General features: G+C 34.8%; 10 protein-coding genes. 3 read left to right on the forward strand and 7 right to left on the reverse strand.

Annotated features, from left to right (window positions below; translation table 11 throughout):
* Positions 1-310: 310 nt before the first annotated feature.
* The 5 genes from ACFELV_RS05200 to ACFELV_RS05220 form a co-directional block, all read right to left on the reverse strand.
* Positions 311-2,494 carry an ankyrin repeat domain-containing protein gene (locus ACFELV_RS05200; protein ID WP_375327047.1) on the reverse strand — a complete coding sequence of 728 codons (2,184 nt, stop codon included), beginning with the start codon at positions 2,492-2,494 and terminating at the stop codon, positions 311-313.
* Between the two features lie 159 nt (positions 2,495-2,653).
* Positions 2,654-4,600 carry a hypothetical protein gene (locus ACFELV_RS05205; RefSeq protein WP_375327048.1) on the reverse strand — a complete coding sequence of 649 codons (1,947 nt, stop codon included), beginning with the start codon at positions 4,598-4,600 and terminating at the stop codon, positions 2,654-2,656.
* 218 nt (positions 4,601-4,818) lie between these two features.
* The gene (gene radC, locus ACFELV_RS05210; protein WP_375327049.1) at positions 4,819-5,499 is read right to left on the reverse strand and encodes a RadC family protein; all 681 of its coding nucleotides are present in this window, start codon (positions 5,497-5,499) and stop codon (positions 4,819-4,821) included.
* A gap of 2 nt (positions 5,500-5,501) precedes the next feature.
* The gene (map, locus tag ACFELV_RS05215; protein ID WP_375327050.1) at positions 5,502-6,287 is read right to left on the reverse strand and encodes a type I methionyl aminopeptidase; all 786 of its coding nucleotides are present in this window, start codon (positions 6,285-6,287) and stop codon (positions 5,502-5,504) included.
* A 15-nt stretch (positions 6,288-6,302) separates the two neighbouring features.
* The gene (locus ACFELV_RS05220; RefSeq protein ID WP_375327051.1) at positions 6,303-6,884 is read right to left on the reverse strand and encodes a cytochrome c oxidase assembly protein; all 582 of its coding nucleotides are present in this window, start codon (positions 6,882-6,884) and stop codon (positions 6,303-6,305) included.
* A gap of 341 nt (positions 6,885-7,225) precedes the next feature.
* Here ACFELV_RS05220 and rpoH point away from each other — a divergent pair, with 341 nt between their 5' ends.
* Together rpoH and hemW are read left to right on the forward strand one after the other, a co-directional pair.
* Complete coding sequence (gene rpoH / locus ACFELV_RS05225) at positions 7,226-8,107, forward strand: RNA polymerase sigma factor RpoH (protein ID WP_375327052.1); 882 nt, start codon at positions 7,226-7,228, stop codon at positions 8,105-8,107.
* 43 nt (positions 8,108-8,150) lie between these two features.
* Positions 8,151-9,332: a radical SAM family heme chaperone HemW gene (gene hemW, locus ACFELV_RS05230; RefSeq protein ID WP_375327053.1), complete on the forward strand. Its 1,182-nt coding sequence runs from the start codon at positions 8,151-8,153 to the stop codon at positions 9,330-9,332.
* A gap of 20 nt (positions 9,333-9,352) precedes the next feature.
* On the opposite strand, the gene ACFELV_RS05235 is transcribed toward hemW, so the two are convergent.
* Together ACFELV_RS05235 and ACFELV_RS05240 are read right to left on the reverse strand one after the other, a co-directional pair.
* Positions 9,353-10,867, reverse strand: coding sequence for a hypothetical protein (locus ACFELV_RS05235; protein WP_375327054.1), 1,515 nt, complete (start codon positions 10,865-10,867; stop codon positions 9,353-9,355).
* A gap of 184 nt (positions 10,868-11,051) precedes the next feature.
* Positions 11,052-12,467: a hypothetical protein gene (locus ACFELV_RS05240; RefSeq protein ID WP_375327055.1), complete on the reverse strand. Its 1,416-nt coding sequence runs from the start codon at positions 12,465-12,467 to the stop codon at positions 11,052-11,054.
* 230 nt (positions 12,468-12,697) lie between these two features.
* On the opposite strand from ACFELV_RS05240, the gene ACFELV_RS05245 reads away from it, so the two are divergent.
* On the forward strand, positions 12,698-14,671 hold the full coding sequence (locus ACFELV_RS05245) for a primosomal protein N' (protein WP_375327056.1): 1,974 nt from the start codon (positions 12,698-12,700) through the stop codon (positions 14,669-14,671).
* Positions 14,672-14,751: the final 80 nt, after the last annotated feature.

The raw sequence follows: 14,751 nt of genomic DNA on the forward strand, positions 1-14,751 counted from the left end.
CAAATGATTCTCCAAATTGGAACGTAAAACCAGGGGGGAGCACGCGCAGTAGAGATATACTACATGAGCACGCAAATTCCCTGCAGTTTTGCGGAGCCAATTCTGGGGAGCAGCAGAGTATACAATTAATTTTATTCCTTAAAGTGAAGCAGGACAATAATTTTGTTGCTAAGATATATTTACCTAAAATTTTTCATCTTGCACCTGAAGATTTTATCTCCCTGCAGCCATTTATGGGAGTATGAAAGGAGGAATTTGTGCACTATCAGATATAAGATGAGTGTGTGTTTAGAGGTAGCCTGTTTACCTACTACAAACTTCTAGGCCTGGTAGTTTTTGTGATTGGCACAGCCGATTTATCTTGCTGAGGAAGTTGATGGTGCGAAGCACTGCGAGACAATATCTGAGCTTCAGTTCCTACTTTCTCGTTTGGCACATGAGATATTTTACCTTGGATATTTTCCACTGCAAGTTTAGCTGCAGCAGAAAGTGATGGCTGGTCGGGTAACTCATTAACATTAGGTGCTTTAGTGTCAAGAATTGCCCGACGTTTTGCTATTACGTCATGCAACTCTTTAATTTCTTCTTTATCTACAAGTTGGTAGTGAATTATATCTTGTTCTTTATCTAGGGTTAAAGTAGTATTTGGTACTTTTTCTATTAGCTCTTCTAACTTTTGAATATCATATCTCTTAAACAATTTACCAGGGATCTTAAGGCTACCTTGGTTTATCTCTGACATAATATTATCCAATTGTTGCCCATCAGCTTCGGCTCTTTGTTTTTGTTTGTATACGGCCATCAGCAGTAATTTGATAATTTTTACATTTCCTTGACTCCACGTATTATTTAAAGGTGTCAGATCATATTTCATCTTGTTATCCGGCTGGGCTTCGTGCTGTAATAATAGTCTAACCATCTCTACATTACCTTTTTCACATGCCTTATATAAAGGTGTGTAACCTCCTGAAGTTTGTTCGTCAGGATTTGCTTTATGCTCTAATAATAGTGTTGCAATTTTTACATTACCTTTTTCACATGCCTCATGTAAAGGCGTGTGACCTAGTGGGCTTTTTGCATCAGGATTTGCTTTGTGTTCTAGTAATACCCTAGCAATTTTTACATTACCTTTTTCACATGCCTTATATAAAGGTGTGTAACCTCCTGAAGTTTGTTCGTCAGGATTTGCTTTATGCTCTAATAATAGTGTTGCAATTTTTACATTACCTTTTTCACATGCCTTATGTAAAGGCATGTAACCTACTGAACTTTTTTCATTAGGATTTGCTTTGTGCTCTAATAATAGTGTTGCAATCTCTACATTATCACGATCACAAGCAGTATATAAAGGCGTGCTACCCCAGAAATCTTTTTCGTCAGGATTTATTCCACATTTTAATACAGCTTCTATTACTTCTAGATTCCTGTAGCTCATAGCCTGTTGTAAAAGAGTCATGCCTGTTGCTAGGTTATTATCTAAATCTGTTCCTCCTTGTTTGAGAGGTGGGAGTAGTTTAATAATTAATTCATTAATGTTATTTCTTCTGTTTTGAGCTTCCAGTGTATTCTCATTAGATAAATCTGCATGGTTATTAATAGAATGTAATAATGTAGCTGTTATAAAATTCTTGATACTTTGCTCATCCACCTGCTCAATGTCTTGTATCGCCTTACGCATAGAAGCATATACAGGTTGATCTACTACATTTTCGAACTGATACATAAATCTTCGAGCATCTTCACGCAAAAAAAATCTTACAAGTTTAAGCGCGGCAGTCTCGTCTTTTGGCATAGATGCCAAAGTTTTTATAATGATATCTACTATTTCTGGTCTTACAATACGAGTAGTTTTGAATTTATGTACAGTACCATCTTCTTCAAATTCAACAAAATTTGCTCCTCCTAGCCAATTCCTGGGTAATTCATAGATAAATTGCTGATGTGGTGTGGGCTTTTTTTCTAGCGATTCTTTAATAGAATCTATATACATACGGTCTGTGATCATGCTATTGGAAACAGATTTAGCGTCTACATGAGTAATAATAATTAATTTTTTCTTTAACTTGTTTGACAAATACTCTATTGCTGTCTTATTAGTAGCAGTACTACCATTACAAGAGTAAAAATTAATACATTTAGGGCCGTCTGTGTATTTTCCATTGAGTGTACATAGCTCATATATAAATTCTGCAGAAACAGTTTTATGTTTATTTAACTCGATAATATGACGTACAGTACCCTTTTTCTTATAGCGTCCACCATGGGTCTGTAGGTCAATGTTAGTAGCAGGGCCTATTACCTTATTTTGTTTCTTTAGTGTTGTTTTGATCTCATGTAGTTCTATATCTTTTATACCGTCTCCAATAATCAGCCAGTTGTCAGTATTGTTATATAATTCCTTAATTATTAAAGGTATTTGGTGCCTAGGGCCAACAATTAGCATCCTTTCTAACTCCTGGGGAGCAGTTGTTAGTAGTTCTACATTTTTAGCCATGGTTACTCCTATAGTATCTTGAGATAAGCGGCATTATATTTAACATATGTTAATATATATTAAATAATTAAAGAGGAATAAAGTAAAGATTTATTCACAATAACATAATATATTATGATATCTTCTTTACAAAGCTAAAAGGAGACGGAGAAATTAACATCAACGCCCTAGTATTTTCTTCGTAACATTATGTGCTATTCCCTTTAGTCCACTGCTTAGAGCTGACGGGGTAGAGATATTATTGTCCCCTTGCCCTTTGTGTGCCTTATTCTTTTCTGTCAGTTTGTTTGTTACGAAGTTTTGGTCTGTTAACGTTTTAATAGCATCCTGTCCAATATAATCTTGCAATTTTTTTGCTAACTTTTCTCCTGTGATTTCCGACGCTATACATTTTATAAATAAGGAAGCTAGATTTTGCCTAATTGCCCTTTGATCCTCCTTTTTGTCACATGCTAGGGCTAATATCGCAGTTCCCTCGTTTAATATAGCCTCCATATTGTCTACATTTAGTGTGTTACAGCTATTTAAATATTTTGAAAATTGTGTCTCTGCAAATTTTGTGGTATATGCAACTTTTTTCTGTTCCTCATGATTCTGTATAATCAGCATATAGCAGTTGACAGCAACTCTTTGCGTCGAAGGTAAAGGTTTTTTTGCTTGTTCCTGCGTAGCATCCCTAGTCGCTACAAGCTTTTCTGCCGTTACTTCTGCTTTCCCTCTATTTATTGCATCAGTAAAGAACCCACTTTTATTTATTGAATCAGTAAAGAGCTGCTCCTGGTTCATTGTCTCAATAAGGTTTTCCAAGAAAGAATCAGCGTCCTGCTGGCTCCCACTAAATTTCGAATTTATTATATATGAACATATCAATTTAGCTGCACTTTCTCTATCTTTTAACTCACTTAATTTTTTCATTGCCTTAGAAAGCTGCTGTCCGTTTGTGGCGATTTCATCAAGACAAGATTGTATACAAGTGTCTCTCATCATTTTCCGTGGTCCATCATACATTGGGTCTTCAATAGTGCGCTTATCTTCAGGCCACTCTAAGCGAAGGTCAGGGACAAATGTTGAGAGGTAAAAAGTAATTTTGGGAGAAGATAATGAGCAGCCAGGGGTAAATTCCTCGCCTTGTAAAGCAGAAATATCTGCTTCTACAACTCCTGTAATCCAGTGAATTGGAGTGGGAATTGGTAGTGTGAAATCTTCCTTAGGAGTAGCGCGCAATGCCATATTAGTTAGATTCTGCAATTTCACTATACCTGGCTTGGCTATGTCAATTACTAAAGAAACCCTACCTTTTGTCTCCTGCAAATCTATATTGTAATCTCTTTGGACATTATTAATATTAAAAATCTTATCTAGAGTCTCATTGAACGTCACGGTTTCATCTAACTTCACTGTCTTAGCTGCGCTATCAAGCCAACCTGCCTCCAACATACCTTGATGGCTGATGGTTTGTATACAATCTTTCTGTTCATTAGTTAATGATGATAATGTTTCTGTCTCAATATCAATGATCCGTGCTCTATCTTGATTTTTTAATATAATCATCGCTCTCGGCCAGTCTCTCTTAGCATCGTCTTGCTGTCGTTTTTTATACTCCTGCAACTCATTTTGTAAATCACTTTGTAATTCTTCTCGTGTTAAGAGGTTGTTAGCAAGCTGAAGCAACATTTTCGCAGCAATTTTTTGAGGAGTTAAAATAGTCTGGGAGCAATGTTGCAAAAATTCTAACAGTTCAGGAGAGTAGCCATTATTTAGTGTCTTCACTTCATCCAAAAACTCCTGCTTAAAAACTGGCACCTCTTTTCCTCCTATAGGAAGACTAGCTTGCCATTCTGCAGGATTTGCCAGGTCATTTAAGAGATAAGGGCAACATTTTCTTTTTATCTCTTCTATTGAAGCAGAATTATTGTTCTGAAGAAATTTGTGGGTAAATGCTATCCCTTTAGTTACAAATTCGTTTCCTAGCAATTTGAATTTATCTAGGTTAAAAGAGATAGAGGGAGTAGGTATCAAGTCCTTAGGTAGGGAGGGGGCCTCAAGATCAATCTTAAAAACCTGGCTAGGTTGCATTTCTCCTTCTGTTTCTAGAATAATGCTCATATTTATCTCCTATAAGAAGTGACATGGTCTATCTTCAATCTGTATCTTTAATTAATTTAAGTATTACACTTAATATTAAGATTGTTAACAAATTTACTCGTAAATGAGAGAAGAAATATTAACATATCACGAGAACATATGGTATAAATGCACAATTTTTTAAAAGCTCTATTAAAGTTTTACAGTAGTGCTAATTCATTACACTGCAGAAGCACCTTTTACAATAACATATTCGATTTAAAGCTAAAATATTCATTACCGGCAATGATGACATGGTCATGTACTAGGATATTCATATGAGCACAGGTTTTGACTATAGTATTTGTAAGAAGAATATCAGTATTTGAGGGTTTACTATTACCACTTGGGTGGTTATGCACTAATATAATGGCGCTTGCTTCATTAAATAAAGCTCTTTTAATGATTTCCCTAGGATAGATGGCGGCTTGATCTATAGTTCCGTGGCTTAAAATTTCATCAGCAAGTAAAATATTTTTTTTATTTAAAAATAAAACCCTAAATTGTTCCAGTTGCAGGCTACCCATAACAGTTTTTAGGTAGTCTATTAACACACTCCAAGAACTAATAATATTTTGTTTTATTACTTTTTGCTTTAGCATTCTATTAATTAACTCGCGAAGGATAATAAAATTGATGTATAAATTTTCATTAGTGCCTTTTACACTGAGTAATTTTTCTTTATTAGAATTTAACAAACCAGAAAAGTCGCCAAATTTCTCCATTAATTCTTTGGCTAAGGGCTTAACATCTCTGCGCGGTATAACTAAAAATAATATTAGTTCTAGTAATTCATAATCAAGAAGATTGTCTGGCGAACAATTGAGGCGCTGTTTTAAACGTTGTCTATGTCCCATATAATGAGGTATATTATCTTGCATATTTATAGTGTGTAAGGCGGATACATTAACCGTTTTGGGGATAGAGTAAAAATTTCAAAACCATTCGCAGTTACTCCTATAGTGTGTTCAAACTGAGATGATAATGATTTATCCTTGGTAGTGACGGTCCAACCGTCTAATTTACTTAAAGTGGTCGCATAATGTCCGCTATTGACCATAGGTTCAATAGTAAAAAACATTCCTGTTTCCAATATAGGTCCTGTTCCTACCTGACCATAATGTAGTACTGAAGGCTCTGTATGGAATATCCGTCCTATGCCGTGGCCGGTATAATCTCGTACCACGGAATAATTATGCTTTTCTACATAATGTTGTATAGCATTTCCTATCGTACCTAGATGTACTCCAGGCTTGACTAGTTCGATGCCAATCATCATGGCATTATAAGTAACTTGTATTAGGCGTTTTGCTTTAATACTGACATCTCCAACATAATACATCCTGCTAGTATCTCCATGCCACCCATTTACAATTACCGTTACATCAATATTAATTATATCACCATTTTTCAGGATTTTCTCACTTGGAATACCATGGCATACTACATGATTAACAGAGGTGCAAATTGATTTTGGATAGCCCTTATAATTTAAGGGAGCAGGGACGGCATTATTAGATATAATAAAATCATGGCAAAGGTTATTTAAGAAGTTGGTATCTACTCCTGGTGTTACATGTTCTGTAATAAAGTCTAAAGTTTCAGCAGCAAGCTTGCCGGCGATGCGCATTTGTTTAAAATCTTCTAGTGAATGAATTGTTATTGTCATATATATACTAACTTGTTATTTTTTTAAATCTTTATTTGAATTTTTTAGCATGTTTTCAACTTCCCTGACCTTGAAAAAACTATAAGATAATGTTATCACATGAACATCCTGCATTTCTGGATCTTTTTCTAATTCGGGGTCTATCAGGAATGTGACTGGCATTAACATCTTTTGTCCTGCTTTCAGCAATTGTTCCTCAAAGCAGAAACAATGAATTTTTATAAAATATTTGCCAGCTTTATTAGGGGTCACATTATAAATGGAAGTGCCGACTATATCCTTACTACTTAAATTTTCTGTTTCATAAAAAACTAAGGTGTTATGTCCGGGAATAGAAGTGGTTCTACGTTGTTTCGGAGTAAATTTCCAAGGTAAATCTTTATCAACATTGGAGTCAAATTCTATACTGATAATTCTCTTGCCTTTCGGCCTTTTATGATAATAAGTAGTAGTGTCTTGTCGAGTGACAGTGCCTCCATATCCAGTCATTTTGCAAAATAGATTATAAATAGGGACAGCGGCAAAGCTTAACATGACCATACTAAGTGTTAAACTGACTAACGCCAAAGCAAAATGTTTATTAGATGTTTGTGTCACTATTTTTCTCGTAAGTAATAAGAAGCCTATTTAAAATATTTCCAACTTATGTTATAATACCCTTAATTTAATAATCAGTGATCCTTATTCATGCTTAAATGGGGTGTGTATACTGCTCGCACCTGAAGAGTTGATAGACGATAGAATCAAAATCAAGATAGTAGCAGGAGCCAAAGGGTCAAGGAGCAAAAGCAGTACATATTAGTACGTTGCTACCTTGAACCCTGAAGAACGACAACGCAATTCTTGATTTTCATCGAGTATATTCTTCCCTAATGTATAGGACCATAAGTTAATAATTAGTCTTTTTTATCAGTTTCTTAAATTTTATAGGTTATTATATGTCTAATAACACTAGTTTGCCAGTCATTTCTGCGGAAACAGGATTTTATCAATACCTGCAAAAGATTAACAAGATTCCTTCTCTTTCGCCTGAAGAAGAGTTTTTACTTGCAAAGTCTTATCTTGATAATCAGGACCTTGAAGCTGCTCATAGGCTAGTAACTAGTCACTTAAAGCTAGTCGCCAAAATAGCAATTAGTTATAGGAATTATGGGTTGCCGCTTAGTGAGCTAGTATCTGAAGGGAATCTAGGTCTTATGCAAGCGGTCAAAAAATATAATCCTGATTTAGGTTTTCGTTTGTCGACTTACGCTATGTGGTGGATTAAAGCGGCAATTCAGGAATATGTATTAAAATCTTGGTCGTTAGTTAAGATTGGCACTACTGCTGCACAGAAAAAATTATTTTTTAGTCTTGGTAAAATTAAACAAAAGATTACTAAGATATGTTCAAGAGCTGTAACAGAACAAGATTTTACTCAAATTGCCAATGAACTTGGCGTTAGTAGAAATGAAGTAAGTGAAATGAATTCTAGGTTATCTGGCCCTGATTTATCTTTAAATAATCTGGTAAATAATAGTGAGAATAGTGCAGGGGAGTTAATTGAATTTTTACCTGAGCCTCGCTTAAACCAAGAATTAAAATTAATCAGTAAACAGGATGCTATCAAAAAACAGAATTTATTAGCTCAAGCTATGAAACTATTAAATACGCGAGAGCTCCATATTTTAACAGAACGTAAATTAAAGGATTCCCCTACTACGCTTGATATACTGAGCATTGAATATAATATTTCTAAAGAAAGAATCAGGCAAATTGAAAATGCTGCTTTCGAGAAAATTAAAAATTTTATGCTACAACATATGCCAAAATATGCCTAATAAAAATCTAGGCATATTAGCTACTTTACCTTAAATCTTTGTAATGAAAGATTATTTATCGATATATATACACTGGCCCTTTTGCCTTTCAAAATGTCCTTATTGCGATTTTAATTCTCATGTTGCTGATCAAATTGGGCATGATATATGGCTAAAAAGTTATATCGGTGAGCTGGAATATTTTCAAGCTATTATTCACAATAAATATGTAAGATCTATCTTTTTTGGGGGAGGCACTCCATCTTTGATGAAACCGTATGTAGTTGAGGGAGTAATAAATAGAATAGCAGCATTAGCTATAATAGATGAGCACACAGAAATTACTTTAGAGACTAATCCTACCTCTTTCGAATCTAAGAAATTTAAAGATTTTCGTTTAGCAGGAGTTAATCGGGTATCGGTGGGGGTGCAGTCGCTAGTAGATGAGGATTTAAAGGTATTAGGGCGCCAACATGACGTTAAGCAAGGAATGCAAACTATTGAAATAGCGCGTAATCTTTTCCCTAAAATATCTTTTGATTTAATTTATGCTCGAACTAATCAAACGTTAGCTGATTGGCAAAATGAGCTCACGAATGCTATGCAGCTGGCCTCTGGACATATTTCATTATACCAATTAGTTATCGAAAAAGGGACGTTATTCTATAAATTATTTAACGAAGGGAAGCTAGCAATTATTGATACCGATATTGCAGCTGATATGTATGAATGGACTAATTGGTATTTAAAAACGCAAGGATATAATAGGTATGAAATATCTAATTACGCTCTGTTTGGTCAGGAATGCAAACATAATTTGACTTATTGGCAATATAATAATTATTTAGGGATTGGGCCAGGGGCACATAGTAGAATTAATATCTATAATAATGCTCCTGAGCCTACTATCCACAGCATGATGATGTGGCATCAGCCAGCAAAATGGTTGCAAGCAGTGCAAGAAAGAGGTTGTGGTATCCAATCTCTTATCCCTTTATCCCATAAGGAAATAACTGAAGAAACCTTAATGATGGGACTACGACTTGAACAGGGTATTAATATAGAGTTGCTACAAAGAAAAATAGGTAAACAATTAGATGAAATTTTGGATATTGAAAAGCTGACTGACTATAAAAAATTAGGTTTAGTGAATTGGAATATAGAGTCAGGAGAGGACCATTATATTAAGCTAACAGATAAAGGCTTGATGTTGCATAGTTACATAGTGCCAAGATTATTTAAATAAATTCTCTTTTTCATGATTGACTAACCGCGAGTTTTACGCATACCGCGGCGGCTGGGCAATTGATCAGAGTCACTAACTTTTTGGGTATAACTCATCTTGCTCTTTTGTTGTAGTGGTAGTTTATGAGCTGCTTCATGATTTAAAGCTATAGATTCTTTTAAAGGAGCAGAGGGAAGGTGCTCAGATTCTACTACATATTGTTTTTGAGTTGGATGGTGATTTATCAACTCTAGGTCATGAGCTTGTATTTCCTTAATAAGTCCTTGGCTTTGACTATCTTGTTTATTAACTTCTGTCGTATTACTTAAAGGAGCTGGTTGTATTAATGCTGGGGGTTCATACAAAGGATTAAGAGTTCTCCATAAATCTTTACCGACACTTTTTATCCAAGCTGTTACTATATGAGTATTTGGCTTTTTCTCAAGGTTATTGTTGGTGAAGTTTAAGAGTTCTCCTTCTTTAATTTTGCCAGCTTCTTCATGAAGTTTTATAATTTTGTCCTGCTCGCTTAATGTAATATAATCTTTCTCTTCGATTAATTTAGCTGCAGCGATTTTATATATAAGAAACTTATTTTGTATTTGCTCAGCAGGTAGCTGGACATTATCCGGGTTATGGGTTAAGGCTAATAAAGCGGCAGTTTGGATAGATTGTATTTTACATTTATTTTCTAATTGTTGTAAGTTCTTATATTTCTCAATAGATTGGATAGCTAATTCCAGTTTTATATTTTTTTTTAATTTGGTGGTTAAGTTAGTTAATTGATGTGCCGTGTAACCGGAATAAGCTATATTGCCCACTGCTACTGTACCACTGAGTATTGCGCTCATAAGGGCAGTAATATTACCGCTAGCTGCAGCCGCTACTTTAGCGCCTATGTTCAGTGCGCTCGCAATGTGAATTACCCCAGTATCCCACATATTTTTTAGCATTTCATAACTATAGTTTATATGATGAGGGTTATAAGAAGTAGGGCTTGGCAGATATAAATCTTTCTTTAATATTTCCTTCAAATTAGATGGCAGTTTCTCTAATATAGTTTCTTGCATTTTAAGATTAGCACTATTTTGTACTAATAAATTATTTTCTTTTACTAATTTACGGAAAGATCTAGTTTTAATAGTTTCCGCAATTACTCCTACCGCTACTCCTACGAATGTGGCAACACTAATAGATATAAGAAGAGGCCCTACTGGTCCAAAAACGCTTGCTAACGTTAATGAAGTAAATAGGATAGTAATAAACTGACCTAAGATAGTACTAGTTAACAATTTCCCTAATTTTGTAGATTGAAATTGCTTAAATTTATTGGTACAACTAGTAAATATCTTGGTAACAAACTGGCCTATTATGGATTTTGGTTTAGCGCCTTCTTCATAGGAGTTTTCTGCTTGCTCGTTATTGATTTGCTGCCCTATAAGTGGCATTTGATCTTCATCAAGTTTGGTAGAATTTAATAGCTCGTTGTTGGGGTCCTGCATTGAATCGTTCAAGTCATTTGGATTTTCTCTAATTTCTTGAGGTGAGATACGCATTTGCATTACTCTAATATAATAATTACTATATTAGAATAATATACGCAATAAGTCTATAAATAACCCTGAATTGTTAGAGAAATATTTATTTTTGTTATATAGTCAAGGCATTGTACCGGGCGCGCCTTGTTAATTAAATTTAACTGACTTCACTATCGCTGTACACCACATTCAGGTAATTACTCTATAGAGTGTTAGCATGCTGCTCTGACCTTTTACGAGGGGCCTGTGGAACCTCGTTTGGTGTAGATTGAGACCGATTAATAGAAGATGAATCAAGGTGTATATTGGGGTGTGGAGCCCTGCGCATTTGGTCGATGTTCTGTAGTAACTTTTTCTTTATAACCGGGTCCGTAAAAGGGTCTGCGAATGTTGCCTTTACATCCTGCCCGAAGTTCCGTGCAAAATTTGAGGGCTGTGGTTGTATGGGTAGTTCCTTTGGCGTACTTGTCATACTCGAACCATAGATATTACTATAATGAGACTGCAATTTTATCTCTTTTGTTAGCAGATCCTCTTTGGTCTTGTCATCTGCTTTCTGGTACTCTTTCGTGTTTAATAGTTCAGCAAAAGCTGTACAATTTATTTTAAATTGTTGCTGTTTCTGTTGTGGAGTAAGCTTCGGATAATCTTCATGTTCTTCTACTAATGATTGGATAGCTTGAGCTTGGATCGCGTTTCTGGTCGTCATATCTCTCAGTTCTTTTACATTCTTATAATGACCAACATCTTGTTTACTTTTTTCCTCGTTAATATATTCATGTAATGATTTGATCATTTCTGTTGATTTTGTGGTATCATGTACGCCTTCAATAGCAGAATATATCGTTTTACCTGCAGATATGGCTAATGGCAGCCCAACTATAGGATTATGCATCGCATGCACCGTTGATGATATAGCTTCCAGCAGTTCAGGGATAAATTCCACTATGTTTTGAGCTGCATGAGAAGCTAAAATTGTTTTAGAACTTATGGGTTGACTTTGTTTCTGCTCATGATTAGAAACGTACAAACTGTCTTTTAATATTTCTTTTAACTCAGGGTGTTTCTCTAATAGTTCTTGTTGTTGCATTAGAGCTCGGCGATTTTCTATTAATAATCCAGCTTCTTTTGCGAGATGTCGATGTTTCCTGGTCTTCCGTACTTGCATTATTGAGGAGGCGGCCATTAATCCTAGTCCAGTAGCTCCTAAGCCTACTAAAAGAGGAGAGGCTGGGCCTGTTACCCCAGATAGCCCTATTATGGTAAATGCTACAGAAGCTGGTATTAAAAAAGCCTTACTACGTACTGCTTTACCAACTTTGGTATTAGCTGCCCATTTTCTCGCTGCCGCTATTTTAGAAAAGAGCGGGGCAGTTTTTTGTCCTATATAAGAATTTTTGATATTATCTATACCCCTGCTAAACCATGATTTTGTCTCTACAGTGCTACTATTATCGGAACTAATAGATGAGGTAGTAGGAATACTACTAATAGACGGGCCGGTAGAAATACTAGCACTAAGATTCTTGCGCGGTTGGCTAATATCAGATATTTGTGCTTCCGCCTCTTCTTCCTTCGTACCAAAAGCTTCGTGGTTTCGCTTCTCTTCTTCTGACATATTACTTACTCAATATCAATATATTAAGTAATAGTAATATTAAAGATCGGTTAACGCAACAAGATTAATTAATAAAATTAAAGATTTTTGTAATAATAGTGATTATAATATCTATCATGAATTATAGATATTATAATCTAATTAATTTACAATTAGCGGTAATAGTAGGAAATTAACTTGATTCCTAGTAATTGTTATATAGAATTTGAGATTAAATTCAGAAAAAGTTAATGCAAGTTGCTAGAATATTATTACCCTTAGCTAAACTCTTCCCTTTAGATTATTATGTGCCTGCGGAATTAAAGTTAACAGTAGGAGATCTAGTAGTGGTGCCTTTTAGAAATAAAGAACTAATGGGCATTGTCTGGGAATTAGATGTTAATTTGTCAGCCGCGCCTAATAAAATAAAATCTATTAATCAAAAGATCCCGTTAGAGTTTAGATTGAATCAGGAAATATTACAATTAATTCACTGGGCTGCTAATTATTATATGGCAGAACTAGGGTCTATTGCTAAGCTAGTTTTACCTGTTGACATTTCACAAGGTCCTATCAAAGTAAAACACCAAGATATCAAATTAGATTTTTCATTGCCCCCTCTTCTACCAAATCAGCAAAATGTTTTGTCATTAGTTACTACTACTAATAAACCCACAATTATTAAAGGAGTTACTGGCTCTGGTAAAACAGAAATTTATTTTCACTTAATCACTGATTATTTAAAGCAAGGCAAACAAATATTGATTATGCTACCAGAAATTGCCTTAAGTCAGCAGATTATAAGCCGCTTTATAGAACGTTTTAATTTTTCGCCGATAATATGGAATTCTACCGTTACTAAAGCTCAGAAAAAGGCGATATTGCGCGGTATACTTAGTAATGATATTAGGGTGATAATTGGCGCTAGGAGCAGTTTATTCCTTCCTTATAATAATCTTGGGTTAATTATAATTGATGAAGAACATGATAGTTCCTATAAACAAGAAGATGGTATATTATATAACGCCAGAGATTCTGCAGTATTACGTAGTACTTTAAGTAAAGGTCCCACCATTGCCTCTAGTTTAAAGGTAGTATTATGTTCAGCCACGCCATCTATTGAAACAATGTACAATGCTAGTCAGGGTAAATATCAACTAATTGAATTATTAAGCCGTTATTTGGACTCCAACTTACCAGAAGTTCAAATAATAGATATGAGGAGAGAAAAATTACCGAAAAATTCCTATTTATCGCCGGGGTTAATAACTGCAATGCGTAAAAATTTAGTGAATAAAGAACAAATATTATTATTCCTCAATCGTAGAGGATATTCTCCTTTGTTGTTATGTAAACTTTGTGGTTATCGTTTTACTTGTAATTGTTGTTCTGCCTGGCTAGTAGTGCATAAGCTTGCTAAAAAATTAGAATGTCATCATTGTGGATATCAAGGTAGAATTCTTCGTTCTTGCCCTGAATGTGAGGGAGAGGATTCATTAACAATGTGTGGTCCCGGAGTTGAAAGAATTGAAGAGGAAGTGAGGGACTTATTCCCACAACAAGAGATTGTTACGTTTAGTAAAGATTATTCTCAAAAACCAGAAAGGATTCGTGAATTATTACATAAAATGGAGCACTCGAACATAGATATACTAATTGGCACTCAGATGATTACTAAGGGGTATCATTTCCCCAATCTGACTTTAGTAGGCATTATTGATGCTGATTTAGGCAATATTAATAATGGCGATTTATCTTCAACTGAACGTAATTATCAGCTATTGCACCAAGTTGGAGGAAGAGCAGGGCGTGAAGGGAAAAAAGGCCTAGTATTATTACAAACATATTATCCAGATAATATAATATTTAATTATCTAACCAAAGGAGATAATCAATTTTTGCAATATGAACTTCAAACACGTGAAATGCAAAATATGCCTCCTTTTACGAAGATGGCTTCGATTATCTTATCAGGTAAAGATGAATATAAAGTGCTTGAAATTGCTCGAAAATTGGTAACAATGGCTCCAATCAGTACCGCTAGAATATTAGGGCCATCTAGAGCATTAATGTCTAAATTGGCAGGAAAATATCGTTATCGGATCTTAATAATAGCAGCAAAACAATTTAATCTACAAAAACTACTAGCAGTATGGCTATCTTCAGTTCAAATACCTTCGTATTGCCACTTAAAAATTGATATAGATCCTAAGAGCTTTTATTAACCTTATTAAGTAGAAAAGTTCACAGAGCCTAATAGACCTCTTGCATAACCTAAAGATAATTGAGGAATTTTTAGGAAAAA

The organism is Candidatus Tisiphia endosymbiont of Nemotelus uliginosus (assembly GCF_964264835.1).
Classification (GTDB): domain Bacteria; phylum Pseudomonadota; class Alphaproteobacteria; order Rickettsiales; family Rickettsiaceae; genus Tisiphia.